This is a genomic window from Micromonospora sp. NPDC051300, from assembly GCF_044455315.1.
Taxonomy (GTDB): Bacteria; Actinomycetota; Actinomycetes; order Mycobacteriales; family Micromonosporaceae; genus Micromonospora; species Micromonospora robiginosa.
In genome coordinates this window covers 59,246-76,230 of record NZ_JBITEP010000017.1, presented here as the reverse complement: position 1 = coordinate 76,230, position 16,985 = coordinate 59,246, and the positions used below count along the sequence as shown (strand labels likewise).

Here is a 16,985-nt window from a genome sequence, read left to right as displayed (position 1 = left end):
CCGGTGGGGCCGCTCGGATAGGTCGCCGGCGCGAGCCCGGCGGGGGCCGGCTCCGCGGCCACGGTCTGCCGCGCCGGGGTCGCCGTCGGGGTCGGGGTCGCCGACGGGCAGTCGTTCTCCTCCTGCCAGTCCTCCTCCAACGCCTGGTGCACGTCGGCGGGCAGCGGATCCCCGTCCGGGACGCAGGGGTCGAAGGTCCAGCGGGTGAGCACCCCCCGGTAGGTGATGTCGCGGGTGCAGATCCCCGGGTCGGCGCCGGGCTGGGCCGCCACCGGACTGATGGTCAGCGGCTCGGGCGGTGCGACACGGGCGCCGATCCCCACGGTGAGGGTGAGGACGGCCGTCGCCGCCAGGGCGGCGGTGATCGCGCCCGATGCCCTTGCCCTTCGGTGCAACGCGGATCTCATGAGCTGGCGTCTCCTCTCGGGGGGGCGGCGTGGGCTGTCGCACCGCGGTGCTCCTACGCCTCGCGTGGGAACGTAGTCACGGGTGATAATTCGTCGATGAATCCGCGGTGAGGCGATGGGACTGGTCGTGCGGATACGAGCGCTGGGACCGGTGCGGATCTGGGACGGCGCGCAGTGGGCGCCGGTCACGGCGCCGCACCACCGCATCGTGCTGGCCGTGTTGCTGGCCGAGGCCGGTCGACCGGTGAGCCGGGATCGACTTGTCGACGAGATCTGGGGCGGCCGTCCCACCCGGACGGCGGCCAGCGCCGTCAACGGGTACGTCATGCGGCTGCGCCGGCTGCTGCGCGCCGGTGCGGCCGGCGACGTGGTCAGCCGTGCGGCCGGCTACGAGCTGGTGGCCGCCGAGGACACCATCGACACGCAGGTGTTCGAGCGGATGGTGCGCGCCGGGAAGCGGGAGGTCGCCGAGGGCCGGGTCGCCGACGCGGTACGGCAGCTCACCGGCGGCCTGGCGCTGTGGCGTGGCCCGGCGCTTGCCGACGTGCCCGAGACGCTCACCGTGTCGGCGGAGGCGGCCCGGATGGAGCGACTGCGACTGGCGGCGTACGAGGAACGCTTCGGCGCGCAACTGGAGCTGGGCCAGCACACCGAGATCGTCGACGAACTGGCCGCGCTCGCGGACGCGCATCCGACGCGCGAGCGGCTCTGCCGGCACCTGATGGTGTCGCTCTACCGGTGCGGTCGGCGCGCCGAGGCGCTCGAGGCGTACCGCCGGGTCCGTGACGTGCTCGTCGACGAGACCGGGATCGAGCCGGGACCGGAGCTGCGGGACGTGGAGCGTGCTGTCCTCACCGACGACCGGAGCCTCGCCGCGCCCGCCGTCCGGCCGGTGACCCCGGCGCAGTTGCCGGCCGTGGCCACGCACTTCGCCGGTCGCCGCGAGCCGCTGGCGGCCCTGGACGCCCTCGCCGACCAGCAGCCCGCGCCGCCGGTGGTCGTCACCGGGCTGGCCGGGGTCGGCAAGACGGCGCTCGCCGTTCGCTGGGGACACGCGGCGCGGGACCGGTTCCCCGACGGCCAGCTCTACGTCGACCTGCGCGGCAGCTCACCCCGGCCGCCGGTGACCCCGACGGCCGCGCTCGTCGGATTCCTCCAGGCGTTGGGCGTACCGGTGGACCAGATCCCGGCCGAGCCGGACGAGGCGGTCGGTCTCTACCGCAGCGTGACCGCCCTGCGCCGGATCCTCGTCGTGCTCGACAACGCCGGGGAGCCCGACCAGGTCCGGCCGCTGCTGCCCGGGGGCGCCGGCTGCATGGTGCTGGTGACCAGCCGCGAGCAGCTACGGGGCCTGACCGCCCGGGAGGGCGCGGTCCGGCTGCGGCTGGACGTGCTCTCCCGGGACGAGGCCGACGACCTGCTGGCCATGCTGCTGCCCGGGGCCGGCGGGCCGGACACGGCGGAACTCGCCCGGCTCTGCGGCTACCTTCCGCTGGCCATGCGCATCGCCGCGGCCAACCTGCGCGCCGAGCTGACCCCGATCGGGCGGTACAACCAGCGGCTCGCCGCAGGTGACCGGCTGGCGGTGCTCGGTGTCCCCGGCGACACCGCGACGGCCACCGTGGCCGCCTTCGACCTGTCGTACGAGGCGCAGCCACCGGCTGCCCGCCGGGTGTTCCGGCTGCTCGGCGTCGCTCCGGGAGACGTCGTCACCGCGCCGGCCGCGGCGGCCCTGGCCGGCGTGCCGGTGGCCGAGGTGGAGCCGCTGCTCGACGCCCTCGCCCGGGCCCACCTGTTGGAGCAGGCGGCGCCCGGTCACTACCGCTGGCACGACCTGGTCCGCCTCTACGCCCGGCGACGCGGCGCGGCGGAGGACACCGACCGGGAGGCCGCGCTCGACCGGCTGTACGACCACTACCTGTCCACCATGGACCAGGCGGCGGGCCTGATCTATCCGAGTGTGGTCCGGCTGCCGCTGCCGGCGGGCGTGAGCGCCCGGCACCGGGTCGAGTTCCCCACCGGGGCCGAGGCGCTGAGCTGGGTGGAGGCGGAGCGGGACAACATGATCGCCGCGATCGTGGCCGCCGGGCCGGAGCACCGGACGGCCGCCTGGCGGCTCACCGACCACCTGCGGTGGCACCTGGACTTCACCTCGCCGTCGGCGGCGTGGCTGCCGGTCACCGAGGCCGCGCTGGCGTACGCGCGAGCGGACGACGACCCGCTGGGGCAGGCCGCCGCCCACCTGAGCCGGGCCACCGTCCTGCTGGCCACCAGCCGGTACGCCGAGGCGCTCGACGACTTCCGCCGGGCGCTCGCCTTCGCCCGGCGCGGTGGCTGGGCCGAGGGCGAGGGCAGCGCGTTGAACAACCTCGCCCACGTGTCGTTCGAGACCGGCCGGCTGGACCTGGCCGCCCGCTACAGCCTGGAGGCGCTGGAGATCGACACCAGGATCGGCCGGTTCGCCGGCCGGTTGGCGCGGTTGGCCAACCTCGGCAACATCCGCCTCCAGCAGGGCCGGCTGGCCGAGGCCGTCACCTACTGCGAGCAGGTCATCGAGCTGGAGAGCCAGGTCGACGAGTGGCACGGGCAGGGCACGGCGCACGGCTGTCTGGGCGAGGCCCACCTGTTGCTCGGCCGCTACGACGAGGCGTCGGTCCAGCTCACCCGGGCGCTGGCCACCCACCGTCGGGCCCGCGCCCGCAGCTGTGAGGCCGACACCCTCCGACTGCTGGCGGCGGTGCACGGGGCGACCGGTGACCTCGACCGGGCACGACGCGACGCGGCCGAGGCGCTGCGGATCGCCCGCGAGGTCGGTGACCGGTGGGTCGAGGCGCACGCCCTGCTCGCCCGGGCCGACCTCGACCTGCGCGCCCGCGACGCCGGCCCGGCGATCGACCACCTGCGGCAGGTCCTCGCGCTGGCCCGGGGCGACGGGGCCCGGCACGCCGAGGCGCAGGCGTTGCTCGGGCTGGCCCGCGCCCACCGGTTACCCGGGGCGACCGGGGCCGACGAGGCGCGGGCGTGCGCGACGCAGGCGTTGACCATGTCCCGGGAGTACGGCTACGAGCTGGTGGAGACTGCCGCGCTGGCGGTGCTCGGTGAGGACCTTACCTCCGGTTGAGGTCCCGGCTCCGTCGATCACCGCGACGCCGGCGTCCCCTCGTCGTTCCGTCCGCCGGCGGGCACCGGCTGCTCGTCGGGGACGCGCAGCGCGGCGCGGGCGTCGAGCACCGCGACGAGGAGCAGCACCGCCGCGGCCGCGACGGAGCCGATCAACAGGCCGGCGGCGTAGGCCGGCCAGGCGAGCAGGATCAGGCTTCCGACGCCGACGAGCCGGCGGGGGGACAGTCGCGCGAAGACGAGTTGCTCCAGCCGTGCGCGTCCGAGCAGGTAGACCAGCGGGCCGCCGAGCACGAAGGCCAGCCAGACCGGGTACGGCCGTCCGAACGGGTGTTCCAGCGCCAGTCCGTAACCCACCGCCACCATCACGATTCCGAAGATCATGACGGTGTGGGTGAACGCCACCTTGCGGCCGAAGGCGGCGCGGTCCCGGGCCAAGCGGACCGCCTCGGCGAGCACCTCACCGGATCGGAAGAAGTAGATCCGCCACAGCAGGACGGTGGTCACGAACGACGCCACCACGACGCAGGTGTGCGACCCCTCGGGCGCGCCCTCGCTGGTGTAGGCGACGCCGATCGAGATGACGCCCTCGCCGAGGGCGACCATCAGGAACTGCCGGTACCTGTCGCTGAGGTGGTCGCCCCCGCTCTCCCAGGCCCCGGCCCGACCCCGGCCGAGTCGGGGAAGCGGCCAGCCGAGTCGGGCCCCGCCGAGATCCACCGCGATGGCCACGGTCCAGAGCACCGTGCGCGTGCCCGCCGTGGTGGTCGCGCCCCACAGCCAGAGGATCGCGCCGAGGCTGTACCAGGTGCCGGCGCGGAAGTAGAGGCGTTGGAGTCCGTGGCCGCCCAGCAGGAGGCCGAAGCCCAGCGTTCGGCCCACCTGGAGCAGGACGTACGACAGTGCGAAGATCATCCCGCGGGCCCCGAACGCGGCGGGCACGGCCGAGGCCATCATGAAGAGCCCGAAGGCGCTGACCACCACCGCCAGGCGGACCCCGGACCGGCGCGGCTCGAAGCGGGCCGTCACGTACGACGTGATGGTCCACGCCCAGGTCAGGGGCAGGAACAGCAGGAGCGTGCGAGCGGCCGCCAGCCACCTGTCGCCCGGCGCGTCGGCGGACAGGCCGGGTACGGCCTGCGCGGCCAGCCGGGTGAGCGCGAACACCACCACCAGGTCGAAGAACAACTCGGCGAAGGTCGCCTGCTGGCCGCTGCGCCGGTCCCGCAGCAGCCCGACGCCCGCGCCGGCGTGGTGCGCGCCCATCCGCTCATCGAAGCGTACGGCGGGGCGGCCCGGAGCCGATCGCGTGATCTGCCGTCCGACCGGCGGGATGATCCGTCGCGTCGTGGTCGCCGTCGTGCTACGAAGGGCACGTGTCCGAGCTGACGAGTTCCGGTGGCGCCGTGCCCCTGGAGACCGCGCGGCTGCGGTTGCGCCGCTGGCGGGGCGAGGACCTGGACGGGCTCGCCGCGGTCAACGCGCAGCCCGAGGTGATGCGCTACATCCATGACGGCCGAACGCTGGACCGGGCCGCGACGGCCGAGCGCCTGGCCGCCTACGCGCGGCACTGGGACGAGCACGGTTTCGGCCTCTACGCGGCGGAACTCCGGGAGACCGGCGAGCTGGCCGGGTTCACCGGCCTGGCGGTGCCGACCTTCCTGCCGGAGATCATGCCGGCTGTGGAGATCGGGTGGCGGCTGGGCCGGGCGCACTGGGGCCGCGGGTTGGCCACGGAAGCCGCCCGCGCCGTGGTGGCGCACGCCCGTGTCACGCTCGGCCTGCGGCGGCTGGTCAGCATCCACGTCGTCGGCAACGAGGCGTCCGCGGGGGTGATGGTCAAGCTGGGCATGGCGGTGGAGCGCGAGACGGTGCAGCCGGACACCGGCCGCCGGGTCCGGGTCTACGCGATGGACCTGTAGGCGGCGGGCGGCTCCCCGGGGCGTCTCGGCCCGGGGTCACCCGGTCGATCCGGTCTTGTCGCGCCGCAGTGCCGCGTCCAGCCGCTCCAGCGTGGCCGCCATGCTGGCGCGCAGGTGCGCGGCGCGATCGCGTACGCCGACCAGGCGTTGGATCGCGCGGACCGGGGCCATCTGCGGGGTCGCCCGGGTCATCGACTCGGTGATCCGGGTCCCGCCCTCGACCGGCTCCAGGTCGTAGCGCCAGGTCGACGAGGACGGCCAGGCGGTGGTGAACGCGAACGCGCGGCCGGGCACGGCCGTGGTCACCGTCGCGGTCATCCGCCAGCGGTAGAACGGGCCGATGCGGTTGCTGCCGGTGAACCGCCGGCCGGGCTCGCGCCACCGGGCGGCGTAGGTCTCCGGGCTCCACTCGCCCATCCGGGTGATGTCGCTGATCAGCGCGTAGACCCGGTCCGGCGATGCGGTGACGGTGCGGCTGACGCTTACCGCGAGGGCGGGTCGGGCCGCCACGTCGGTGATGATCCGGCGGGCGAGACGCGCCGACGAGGCCGGGTTCTGTCCGGTGTAGAGGGTGCGGTCCACGGTCACGAACGGGCGCAGGGGCAGCACGCCCCGCACGTAGCGGGCGCCCCGGGCGACGAGTTCGTCCTCCAGCAACCAGCGCGCCTCGCGGGCGAACCGGTTGAGCAGCTCCTCCCGGTTGGACAGGCCGGTCATCGTGTAGCCGGCGAACGGCCACGTGCCGTCCTCGCCGGTGGCGGCGAGCAGGGCGGCCGGGGCGTGGCAGAGCAGGGCCAGTGGCGTGCCGGCCCGCAACGCACGGGTGAGCAACGCGCCGGAGACCGGGTCGACCGCGAGGTCCTCCATCGGGCCGTGCCCGCCGGGATAGAAGACGGCGTCGTAGTCGGTCGGGTCCACCTCGGACAGGTCGCGCGGGTGGCCGAACTCGGCCGCGTGGGCGGCGAGGTAACGGCGGTGCCGACGGGCGCGCCAGGGGCTGGTGGCGGGGGGCCGGAGGCTCAGCGTGTCGATGGTGGGGGGTGTCCCGCCCGGGGTCGCCACGGTGACCCGCCAGCCGGCCTCGGTGAAGAGCCGGTGCGGCTCGACGACCTCCTCGGCCCAGACGCCAGTGGGATGGTGGCTGCCGTCCCGCAGCGTCCAGTGGTCGGCCGCCGACAGGACCATCAACACCGCGCGCATCGCTCCGCCTCCTCGAATCGAACCATTTGGTTCGGTTCAGGTATAGCACCGTCCGGCGCAAAATCAAACCGTGTGGTTCGGTTTTCGGCGGGTGCCGCCGGGCGTACGCGATCGTCAGGCCGCGCGGCGGACCAGCCGCTCGGCGGCCCGGCGGACCTGGTCCCGCGCCTCGTCGTCCGTCCCGGGCCTTTGCCCGAGCGCCAGGTGCAGCTCGACCGGAGCGGTGAGCCAGGACGTCGCCACGGCGATCAGCGCGGCCAGCAGGTGGTGGGGCGGCCACTCCGGATCGGCAAGCCCGGCGCGCTGCGCGTCCCGGATCACCTCGATCTTGTGACGGTAGCCGGCCACGCGCTTCTCCGACACCCGCTCGGCGTGTCCGCGCTCGTGCAGCCACGCACACGCGGCGATGCGTTGCAGGTCGGGCCGCGCGGCGAACGTGTCGTGCAGCCGGACCGCGTAGCCGACGAGGTCGGGAGTGATCGGCACGACCCGGGACAGTTCCTCCAGGCCGGTCTCCATCACGGTGGCGAACAGCGCGTCCTTGTCGCCGAACCAGGCGTAGATCCGTTCCTTGCTCGCCCGCGCCCGCTCCGCGATGCGGTTGATCCGGGCGCCGTCGACCCCGTGCCGGGCGAACTCCGCCATCGCCGCGTCGAGCACCCGTTGCCGGGTCTCCAGGCCACGTGCCTGGGTCGCGGGGGAGGTCATTACGCCACGTTAGCGCAGACGGTCGCCGGGTCCCGGCACGCCCGACGACGGGCCGTCGATCCCCTCCAACCACCGCTGGTGCCAGCGCAGCAGGGAGCGGGTCAGCCACCGGCCGCCCAGGTGCGGCAGCAGCCCGGTCTGGGTCTCCTCGGTGAGCACGTGGGTGCCGCCCGGGCGTGGGGTGAGGATCCAGCGGTGATGCCCGGACGAGCCGGCCGCCCGGCCGGTCCAGCCCAGCGCCCGGTGGGGCTCCCACCTGTCGACCACGCAGCGCACCCGCAGGTGCAGGGTCGTCCAGCGGAACTCGACGCCGGGGCCGAGGAGCGTCGCGTCGGTCAGCACGACGCGACGGGCGTTCGGGTACCACGACGGCCAGGCGGCGGCGTCGACGAGGCGGTCCCACACCGCCTGCGGGGGCAGCGGCACGAACGCCTCGTTGCGGGTGTGCACGGGCGAGCGGTCCGGCTCCCGGCCGGGTGGCCAGGCGACCGTCGTCACCGCAGGTCCCGCAGCGCCGTGCCGGGGGTGCTCAGCGCGATCTGCGGCCCGTGCACGTCGGCCGGCGTGCGGTAGCCCGGCGGGGCGTCACCGGCCGCGGTCCGGGCGAGCAGCTCGACCGCGGTGTGGACGCTGTACCGGTAGGCGTCCGGGCCGGTCAGCACCGCCTCGGCCACCGTGCCGGCCTCGTCGCGGACCAGCCCGTGCACCAGGGTGCGACCCTCGTCGAGCTGGGCCGGCGTGGGCCCGTCGGGCAGCCGGGCCAGCAGCGCGGCCCGGACCCGCCGCGCGGCGGGGGACGTGACCAGCCACGGCGCGGCCGGGGCGACGCGCAGCGCCAGGCGTATCGGCGCCGGCACGGCGAAGAACGTCGCGATGTCCGCGACGCCGGTGGACCGCCCGGCGGACACCACGTCCGCGCGCCACGGGTTCGTGACCACCCGGGTACGCGTCGACCCGTCGCCGATCCACCGGTGCTCGGCGGCGGCGCGTGCCGGCACCAGCCGCCCGGCGCGCCGTTGCACCCCCGTGCCGGCCATGCCGTCGGTGAGCGTGCCGAGGGTGCCGCGCGAGACCTGGCCGGTGGTGACGAACGACAGCTCCAGCCGGCGGGCGTCCGGCATCCGTCGGGCGAGGTGCACGGCCACCGCGTCGGTCGGTACGACACCGAAACCGACTCCGGGCATCGCCATCACGCCGGCGGCGCGCAGTTCGGGGTCGCGTTCCGAGGCGGTCAGGAACTCCGCCGCCTCGCCGGAGAGGTCGAGGTAGTGCGTCCCGGTCCGGACGCACGCGTCGAGCAGGGGTCTCTGGGTGCGGTGGAACGGACCGGCCAGGTTCAAAAGGACCGTGGCGTCGTCGAGGAGCCGGTCGAGCGCGTCGGGTCGGTCCAGCGCGGCGGCGCGGACCGGGGTGTCGAGGCCGAGCGCGGCCAGCCGGCCGGCGTCCCGGCCGGCGAGGACCGGGGCGAGTCCGCGGTCGACGGCGAGGCGGGCGACGAGGCGGCCGACGTACCCGGTGGCCCCGTAGATGATGAGCGAAGACACCCCACGACCCTGGACCCTCGGGGCCGTCGCCGTCCAAGAGACGCGGCCGAGGTGTCGGAAGGTTTCTCCTATCGGCCTAGGGTGGGGACGGTGGACCTGGACCGGGTACGAGCCTTCGCCGCCGCCGCGGAGTGGATGAACTTCACCGCCGCCGCGGAGGAGTTGGGGCTGGCGCAGCCGTCGCTGTCGGCGCGGATCCGGGCGCTGGAGACCGACCTGGGCGTCGAGCTGTTCTCCCGGCGCCGGCGGCAGGTCGAGCTGACCGCGGCGGGGCGGACGTTCCTGCCGCACGCGCGCGCCCTGCTCGACCTCGCCGCCGAGGCTCGCCGTGACGTGCTGCGGGCCGCCCGGCCGGCGTCGCCGCGCCGGCTGCTCGTCACCACGTTGGCCAGCAGTGTCGACGAGGTGAAGGCGGGCACCCTGCTGGGGCTGCGAGGCGAGCTGCCGGACTGGCAGGTCACGTTGACCGGCGTGCCGTTCCGCGACCACGTCTCGCGGGTGCGCGACGGCACGGCCGAGGCGGCCTACCTCTGGTCGCCGTACGCGCCGGAGGCGACGCGGGACCTGCGGGTGGAACCCGTCGGGGTCTTCCGGCGTGTGCTCGCCGTCCCCGCGGGTCACCGCCTGGTCCGGCGGGCGGAGGTGACCGTCGACGACCTCGTCGGTGAGCCGCAGGTGCCGCTGCCGGACGACGTCGACGCGGTCTTCGTCGCCGCGTGGCGGCTCGTCCCGGACGCGCCCGTCGCGGTGGCGGAGCCCGCGGTCGACGTCGCCGGGCTGCTGCGCGCGGTGGCCGACGGGGTCGGCTGCTGTCCGGTGCCGTCCCTGCTCGCGCGCACCGCGCACACACCGGGCGTGGGGTTCGTTCCGCTGCGCGGGGCGCCCCCGGCGACGCTGGCGCTGGCCTGGCGGGCCGACGCGCACCCGCAGGTCGAGCGGGCGCTCAGTGAGGCCGCGCGGCGTCCCCGCCGCACGCGTGCGGGCTGACCGCCCGGCCTGGACGGGTCCGGCGTCGGCGGCGACCGGGGTGTGCCGGACCTGTCCGGCGTCGGCGGCGACCGGGGTGTGCCGGTCCGGTCGCGATCGGCGGGACGCTAGGCGTTCGGGGTCCGCCCGGCGGGGTCGCTGGTCGCCAGCGCGGTGGCGATCGCCGCCCACACGCCCGGGTGGGCGACCATCCCGCCGTGCGAGCTGTCCACGGTGACGCAGTGCGCGGCGGGGTCCTGGGAGGCGTGCCAGGAGACGATGCCGTCGCTGCGGCTGGCGATGGACGTGAAGGGCAGACCCGGTGGCGCGGGGGCGAGGACGTCGTCGTGGACCTGCCGGCAGCAGTCGCCGAAGGGGCAGTCGCGGACCCAGTCGCGGCGGCCGAGCCTGGTCATGGTGGCCATCCACAGGGTCAGCAGCCGGACCGCCAGGTGGATGCCGAACGGGTCGGTGAGCGGGGAGCCGAGCGTGACCAGGGCCCGCACCCGGTCCGGGTGGCGTACGGCGAGGGCCTTGGCGAACATCCCGCCGCGGCTGTGCCCCACCAGGGTTACCGGCTGGCCGGTCTCGGCGTGGAGGCGCAGCAGGGCGTCCTCGACCACCGCGAGATCCCGGCTGGAGCAGCGGCGACCGTCGGTGAGCCCGGTCGAGCGGGCGTCCCAGCCGCCGTCGCGCAGCCACTGCCGCAGGAGCGCCACCCGGTCGTCGCCGGCGGCGAAGCCGGGCACGACGAGCACCGGCGCGTCCGGTGCGGGCGGCGCCGGTGGGGCGGGACGCGCCGTGCGCAGCGCGGCCAGCTCGCGGGTGATCCGGTGCTCGCGCCAGATCGGCGGCGTCACGCTGCCGGGTAGCCCGAGGTAGTGCAGGGGTCCCCGGAACGGTTGCCAGACTCCGGTGCTCACGATGTCTTCCGATCTGTCGTCCGTCGGGTCGGCCGGCAACCGCCGGTGACCCGCTCCGCGTGGCGCGGACGGTTGCTAGTCTGCGCGTCGCCGCCGGAGTCGCGCGACGGGGCGTCCCGGCCGCTGGAGGAACTGGCGTGCACACGATCTCTCGACCTCGTCGCCTGCTGGCGGCCTGGGTCGGCCTGGCGCTCCTGTCGTCCGGCTGCGGCACGGACGGTCCGCGCCGCGCCGACACCCCCGCCGCCGGGCCCACCTCGGTGGGTCCGGGCAGCCCCGCCGCGCCGACGCCGGGCGGGCGCGCCGGGTTGGGCGCCGCGCCGGTCGACTGCCCGCGGCCCGCCGAGGCGCCCCGGTCGCCGAGCCGGCTCGGTCCGACCGCCGGGTCCTACCTGGGTCGTGCCGGTGGCGTGGCGACCGCGGTGGACGTCACCCCGGGGTGCCAGATCGTGGTCGGCGGCCGGTTCACCGCCGTGCCGGGCGGACCGACGACGACGATCGGCGCGGGTGGCGCCGGCGCGCTGCTGCTCCTCGACGGCGCCGGTCGTCGGCTGCTGCGCACCGTCCGGCTGGCCGGCGCGGTCGAGGACCTGGAGGTGCGCCCCGGGGGTGGGGAGATCGCCGTGGCGACCGACCGGGGCGTCATGCTGCTCGACGCCGCGGCCGGGCGGACCCGTTGGCAGCGGGGCGGATCGACGGCCCGGGTCGCGGTCGGGTCCGCCGGCACGGTCGCGGCGCTGCGTGGTTCCACCGTCACGGTGTACGACCTGGGTGGCGCGACGCTGTCGCGGATCTCGTTGAGCGGCCGGACGGTAAGCGACGTGGCGGTGGACGACCGCAGCGGATCGGTGTTCGTCAGCGGGTTCCGGCAGACCGGCGGCACCCGGTGCGAGCCGGTGCAGATCGCGTACGTGCACGCCTACGACAGGCGGGGTGAGCTGCGCTGGCGCGCGTACGACCATCCGGTGGAGCGGTTGGGTGACCTGTGCGCGGACAGCCGGGCCGACCGGGTCGCGATGGGCCGCGACGGGCGGCTGTACCTGGCCGGGGAGACCGCGGGCGGGAACACCGTCTTCTCCCGTTCGGCCGCCGACGTGGGGCGGCCCGCGCCGAACGTGGTCACCGACGACTTCAGCCGGGCGAGCAACACCGGGGACGCGCACTACACCTACCTCGCCCGCTTCGACCCCACCTCGGGACGCCAGCTCGCCGGGCAGGTGGTGATCAGCCGCATCGACGGCAAGGGCGACCGGGGCAACACCGTCACGCCGCTCGCGGTGACCGCCGACGAGGCGGGCCGGATCTACGCCGGGGGCGTGTCGGCGTACCAGATCGCCGGCCGGTCGCAGGTGACGCTGGGCGGACGGCGGCTGGCCCCGTACGCCGGTGGTGACGCCTGGGTGCTGGTGCTCTCGGCCGACCTGCGGCGGCGGCTGACCTGGGTGGTGTTCACGGACGGCGGCGCCGGCGTGGTGCGGGGGGTGGCCGTGTCCGGCGGGGTCGCGGCGGCCGCCGCGCAGGTGGACAAGGCCGGTTTCTGGCGCGGGCCGGGCCCGTCCCTCGGCACCGGCGGCGGCTATCTCGCCGCCTGGCCCGGCCTCCGCTGACGTCTCCGGGGAGTTCGCCGAGGGGCGGCCCGTGGGTGCGGGTCGCCCCCCGGCGGCACGTCTACCGGTTGCCGTTGACGACCGGCGGGACCAGGCCGACGTACGTCAGGGCGGCCCGGCTGCCGACCACCGCGACGTCGAGCGTGCAGGCGTCGAGCCACTCCTGGCGGACCCGGTACTGCAGGCAGGTGGTCTCCGCCCGCTTGCGGAGGTCCTCGTTGAGGTCCCGGGCGAAGAACGGCGCGGACGGGTTGCCCGAGGCGACCGCGCCGCAGGGCGCCAGCAGGGTCCGGGTCGGGGTGACCCGCCAACTGGCGCCGAAGCGCTGGTAGAGGTCGTCGAAGGTGAGCGGGACGGCGAACTGCGTGCCGTCCTTGGCGGCGAGGCGTTTCGGGTCGCCGTCGGGGTTGCCGAGCAGGCCGACCACCGGGGTCGGATAGGTGCCGAGGCCGACGGACACGTCGATGTAGCCGCTGTTGACTGTCACCCGGATGCTGTTGCCGCCGGCGTCGGTCACCACGTAGACGTTGCCGATCCGGTGGATGTCCACCCCGGACGGGAGGTGCAGCGCGCCGTCGGAGGGGAGGTCCCTGGTCCGGCCGTCCACCACGAGGCTCTTGCCATCGCACAGGGCCACCTTGGTGCTGCCCATCCGGGTCGCGACGGAGCGGTCGACGGAGGCGTTGGGCCAGGTGGGTGCGCCGGACGCCTTGCGGGTCTGCACCTCGAAGCCAGTGCCGGCCTGCGCCTCGACGAAGTCGCCGGCGGCCTGGAAGTCGTAGAGCAGGCCGGCGAACGTGTGCTGGTGGGTGTCGCCGATGACGGAGGCGGCCGCGCAGTTGGTCGCCGCGCCGCCGGCGGTGTTCTCCACGAAGACGACCGCCGGGCCGGGGGCGGTGGCGGCCGGCGCGGGGGAGCCGAAGTTGAGGTTGTTGGTCTCGCCGGTGAAGCCCTGGGCCGCGCAGATGGGCGCGGCGGTGCCCCCGTACGTGATCCTCGTCCGGACGTTGAGCGACGCGCCGGCGTTGAAGGTGGCCGCGCCGCCGCCGTCGGCGTTGCCGCCGTAGCCGAACACGTTGAACTCGGACGTGGTCCAGCCGGCGGCCGCGTTCACCGAGTTGGAGCCCGCCGCCGTGTAGGCGGTCGAGCCGACGAACAGGGTGGCGCTGTCACTTGTCGCGCTGACCGTGCCGGTCAGCCGCAGCGCGCCCAGGTTGGTGATCGGTTGGTTGGGCACGGCTGTCGCGCCCGGGCTGTTGCGGTAGCAGTAGATGTCCGGGTCGCCGGTGAACGAGAACTGGGTCCAGCCGCCGGCCGGGCAGGCCGCGTTGTACTGCAGCAGCCAGTACTGGATGAACACCTGGCCGCTGGAGCCGTTGTTGGCGTAGACGAACTGCTCCCAGCCCCGGCACCCGAGGTTGGGCGATCCGGCGCAGGCGGTGCTGGTGAAGAAGTCGGTGTTGATCTGGAGGGTGTAGGCGTCGGCGACGGGCGGCCCGGCGTTGGCGATGGGCGAGCTCTCGCTCGTCACGTTGACGATGTTCTCGAACGTGCCGGACGACTCGGAGATGAATCCGCTGGGCGCCTGGGCGGAGATGTCGTTGCCGTTGCCCACCACCAGCGGCCGGATGCTGCGCTTGGGGGTCATCGGGATGGCCGGCGCGGCGACGCAGTCGGACTTCTGCCAGGCCAGTCGGGGATAGTCGGCGGTGAAGCAGCCCTTCGCCGACGGGTGCGGGACGTTCGTGATCTCCGCCTGCCACGCCCTGAGGTTCGTGGGTGAGGGCGCCGCGTACGCCGTGGCGGCGGACCCGCCCACCGCGATCAGCACCGCCAGCGTCGTGACGCCTGTCAACCTGCGGGTCGCCCCGCGTGTTCGTGCGAAAAATCCCATCGCCTGTCCCTTCGCCAGCCGGCAGTGATGTCGCCGGGCAGGGAAAGGCAACCATCGACGGAAGCCTGGACACGCGTTGTGACGGCGTTGTGACAGGCGGGAAGTGTGCACCCTGGTGATCGCGCCGGATGCTGTCGCCTGGCCGCCAGTGTCCGGGCCCGGACAGTGCTCGCGACGCGACGTCCGGACCGGTCGATGATGGGTCGGCCGACGTCACGTCGCGGCCGGCGGACCGAGGACCCCGCCGGGGGCGCGGGGCGGTCGGTCCGCCCCGCGCCCCCGCGCGTCACCGGTACACGCGTACGTAGTCGACGAGCATCCGTGCCGGGAACGGCGTCGACGCGTCCGGCGGGCCCGGCCAGTCACCGCCGACGGCCAGGTTGAGGATCAGGTAGAAGGGATGGTCGAACACCCACGGGCCGCGGGTCGTCTCCACCGTGTCCTTGCTGGCGTAGAAGACCTGCGTGCCGTCGACGAGGAAGCGCATTCCCCGGCTGTCCCACTCGACCGCGTAGACGTGGAAGTCGGCGGACAGGTCGACGGGCCAGACGTGCTCCTGGCCGTAGCCGCCCCCACCGTTGTAGGCGGGCGCGTGCAGGGTGGTGTAGCTGCGGTAGGTGTCGCGGCCGAGGATCTCCATGATGTCGATCTCGCCGTTGTACGGCCACGGCCGGCCGGTGAGGAAGTCGCCGCCCATCATCCAGAACGCCGGCCAGAGGCCGTTGCCCTTGGGCACCTTGATCCGCGACTCGATCCGGCCGTACTGCACCTGGAACTTCGTGCCGGTGTTCATCCGGTGCGAGGTGTAGGCGCGCCCGCCGGCGTTCTCCCGCCGGGCCTCCATCACGAGTTGGCCGGCGCCGTTCATCGCCGCGTTGGCGTTGTCGGTGTAGTACTGCGACTCGTTGTTCTGCCCGGTGCCCGGGTCGACCGTCCACTTCGCGGCGTCCGGGCGGGCGCCGGCCGGACCGTCGAACTCGTCGGCGAAGACGAGGGTGGTGGCCGGGAACGTCGGGTCGGCGGGTCGGGCCGGGGGAGCGGTCGGCGCGCCTCCGGTGCCGTACACCTGGAACTCCCACAGCGAGTATCCGTAGCCGTTGCTGCGGGCGGTGCCGTACATCCGCACGTACCGGCCGGTGCCGCTGACGGTGAGATCCTGCCGGAAGCCCGGGTTGCTCGTGGTGCGGTAGATCGTGGTCCAGGTGGTCGCGTCCGTCGAGGTCTGGAGCTGGTACGCGGTGGCGTAGGCCGCATCCCACTGCAGGACCACCCGGTGCACGGTGGCGGTGGCCCCGAGGTCCACGTAGATCCAACCCGGGTCCACCCAGCCGGTGGTGGCGCTCGTCGCCCACCGTGAGGCCGGGTCCTGGTCGAACGCCCGCGCCGGCGAGCACTGCCAGCAGGCGCCGTCGTCCTGGTAGGAGGACGCGACGGCCGGCTTGCCGTAGGACAGCAGCACGTCGCCGCCGGACGGTGGCGGCGTCGTCGGCGTCGGTGTCGTCGGGGTCGCTCCGGTGGTGCGGACCGCGACCTCCCAGAGCGAGTAGCCGTACGCCGTGGCCCGCGCGGTGCCGAGGACCCGCAGGTAACGGCCCGACCCGGTCACGGTGAGCCGCTGGGTGCCGCCGGCGCCGGTGGTGGTGGCGTAGACGGTGGTCCAGGCGGCCCCGTCGGCGGAGAGCTGGATCTGGTACGCCGTCGCGTAGGCCGCCTCCCAGGTCAGGTCGACCCGGCAGACGGCGCGATCGGCGCCGAGGTCGACGCGCAGCCACTGCGGGTCGGCGGCGGCGCTGGACCAGCGGGTGCCGGGATTGCCGTCCACCGCCGCCGAGGCGGGCAGCGCGGCGTTCTCGGTCGACGAGGCGGTGGCCGGGCGGCCCAGCGCGGCGTTGCCGGTGGTGTCGCATCCGGTGGCGGTGCTCGTGCCGTACACCTGGAACTCCCAGAGCGACACCCCGTAGGCGGTGCCCCGGGCGGTGGTGAGGACCCGCACGTATCGTCCCGTGCCGGCGACGGTAAGCGTGTCGACGCCGCCGTCGCCGCCGGTGACGGCGCGCAGCGTCGTCCAGGTGGCGCCGTCGGCGGACGCCTGGACCTGGTAGGCGGTGGCGTAGGCGGCCTCCCAGGTGAGCACCACCTGGCTGACGGTGGCGGCGGCGCCGAGGTCGACGCTGAGCCACTGCGGGTCGGCGGCCGCGCTGGACCAGCGGGTGCCGGGATCGCCGTCCACCGCCGCCGAGGCGGGGAAGGCGGCGCTCTGCGTGGACGAGGCGGTGACGGGTCGGCCCTGGGAGAGCAGCGGGTCGGCGCCCTGGGCCGGGCCGGCGGCGAGGCCGGTCAGGGTGGCGACGAGCGTCGCCGCGAGGACGGCGGCGACGAGGCGGCGACGGGTACGCGACGGCGGGTCGACGGTGCGGACGAGGTCATGGTTCATGGGCGTCTCCAGGAGCGGGCGGTGGCCGGAGAATGGTTCGCCGATCGGCCGTGACCAGCGATGGAGAGCGCTCCCTGGCGACCAGCGTCGGCGCGGGGCGGGCGCATGTCAAGGAAATCCGACGGTTCCGGAACCACGCCGGCGCATCGACGCCTGTGGCTGCCGACGACGGCGGGGGGGGCCCGGCCGCCCGCCCCACACCCCGGCCCCCCCCCCCCACAAGGCCACCCGCACCGCGTAACACCCCCCGACCCAATCAA

12 protein-coding genes and 1 pseudogene are annotated in these 16,985 nt (G+C 74.9%); 4 read left to right on the top strand and 9 right to left on the bottom strand.

The window, feature by feature from the left end; all coding sequences use genetic code 11:
- A pseudogene (locus ACIA5A_RS19675) lies at window positions 1-407 on the bottom strand (hypothetical protein); the annotation flags it as partial.
- A gap of 115 nt (window positions 408-522) precedes the next feature.
- Here ACIA5A_RS19675 and ACIA5A_RS19670 point away from each other — a divergent pair.
- Window positions 523-3,528, top strand: a complete 3,006-nt coding sequence (locus tag ACIA5A_RS19670) for a BTAD domain-containing putative transcriptional regulator (RefSeq protein ID WP_396764017.1) — start codon at window positions 523-525, stop codon at window positions 3,526-3,528.
- 17 nt (window positions 3,529-3,545) lie between these two features.
- On the opposite strand, the gene ACIA5A_RS19665 is transcribed toward ACIA5A_RS19670, so the two are convergent.
- On the bottom strand, window positions 3,546-4,793 hold the full coding sequence (locus ACIA5A_RS19665) for a low temperature requirement protein A (protein WP_396764014.1): 1,248 nt from the start codon (window positions 4,791-4,793) through the stop codon (window positions 3,546-3,548).
- A 110-nt stretch (window positions 4,794-4,903) separates the two neighbouring features.
- Here ACIA5A_RS19665 and ACIA5A_RS19660 point away from each other — a divergent pair, with 110 nt between their 5' ends.
- Window positions 4,904-5,449 (top strand): GNAT family N-acetyltransferase, encoded by a 546-nt coding sequence (locus tag ACIA5A_RS19660; protein ID WP_396764011.1) that lies wholly within the window; start codon window positions 4,904-4,906, stop codon window positions 5,447-5,449.
- 36 nt (window positions 5,450-5,485) lie between these two features.
- Here the strand turns inward: ACIA5A_RS19660 and ACIA5A_RS19655 are convergent, their stop codons facing one another.
- The 4 genes from ACIA5A_RS19655 to ACIA5A_RS19640 all read right to left on the bottom strand — a co-directional run bounded on the left by ACIA5A_RS19655 (window position 5,486) and on the right by ACIA5A_RS19640 (window position 8,901).
- A complete protein-coding gene (locus ACIA5A_RS19655) occupies window positions 5,486-6,649 on the bottom strand; it encodes an SRPBCC family protein (RefSeq protein ID WP_396764008.1) in 1,164 nt (387 codons plus the stop codon).
- Between the two features lie 114 nt (window positions 6,650-6,763).
- Window positions 6,764-7,357 (bottom strand): TetR family transcriptional regulator, encoded by a 594-nt coding sequence (locus ACIA5A_RS19650; protein ID WP_396764005.1) that lies wholly within the window; start codon window positions 7,355-7,357, stop codon window positions 6,764-6,766.
- 9 nt (window positions 7,358-7,366) lie between these two features.
- Window positions 7,367-7,855 (bottom strand): SRPBCC family protein, encoded by a 489-nt coding sequence (locus ACIA5A_RS19645; RefSeq protein ID WP_396764002.1) that lies wholly within the window; start codon window positions 7,853-7,855, stop codon window positions 7,367-7,369.
- Window positions 7,852-8,901: a saccharopine dehydrogenase family protein gene (locus ACIA5A_RS19640; protein WP_396763999.1), complete on the bottom strand. Its 1,050-nt coding sequence runs from the start codon at window positions 8,899-8,901 to the stop codon at window positions 7,852-7,854. The genes ACIA5A_RS19645 and ACIA5A_RS19640 overlap by 4 nt, the downstream gene beginning before the upstream one ends.
- Before the next feature lie 90 nt (window positions 8,902-8,991).
- Here ACIA5A_RS19640 and ACIA5A_RS19635 point away from each other — a divergent pair, with 90 nt between their 5' ends.
- Window positions 8,992-9,888, top strand: a complete 897-nt coding sequence (locus tag ACIA5A_RS19635; RefSeq protein WP_396763996.1) for a LysR family transcriptional regulator — start codon at window positions 8,992-8,994, stop codon at window positions 9,886-9,888.
- 107 nt (window positions 9,889-9,995) lie between these two features.
- Here ACIA5A_RS19635 and ACIA5A_RS19630 read toward each other — a convergent pair whose 3' ends face one another.
- A complete protein-coding gene (locus ACIA5A_RS19630; protein ID WP_396763993.1) occupies window positions 9,996-10,790 on the bottom strand; it encodes an esterase/lipase family protein in 795 nt (264 codons plus the stop codon).
- Between the two features lie 137 nt (window positions 10,791-10,927).
- Between ACIA5A_RS19630 and ACIA5A_RS19625 the strand changes: the two genes are divergently transcribed.
- A complete protein-coding gene (locus ACIA5A_RS19625) occupies window positions 10,928-12,397 on the top strand; it encodes a hypothetical protein (protein ID WP_396763990.1) in 1,470 nt (489 codons plus the stop codon).
- A gap of 61 nt (window positions 12,398-12,458) precedes the next feature.
- On the opposite strand, the gene ACIA5A_RS19620 is transcribed toward ACIA5A_RS19625, so the two are convergent.
- Window positions 12,459-14,291, bottom strand: a complete 1,833-nt coding sequence (locus tag ACIA5A_RS19620) for a VWD domain-containing protein (RefSeq protein WP_396763987.1) — start codon at window positions 14,289-14,291, stop codon at window positions 12,459-12,461.
- Between the two features lie 286 nt (window positions 14,292-14,577).
- Window positions 14,578-16,725 carry a discoidin domain-containing protein gene (locus ACIA5A_RS19615; RefSeq protein ID WP_396763984.1) on the bottom strand — a complete coding sequence of 716 codons (2,148 nt, stop codon included), beginning with the start codon at window positions 16,723-16,725 and terminating at the stop codon, window positions 14,578-14,580.
- Window positions 16,726-16,985 lie beyond the last annotated feature (260 nt).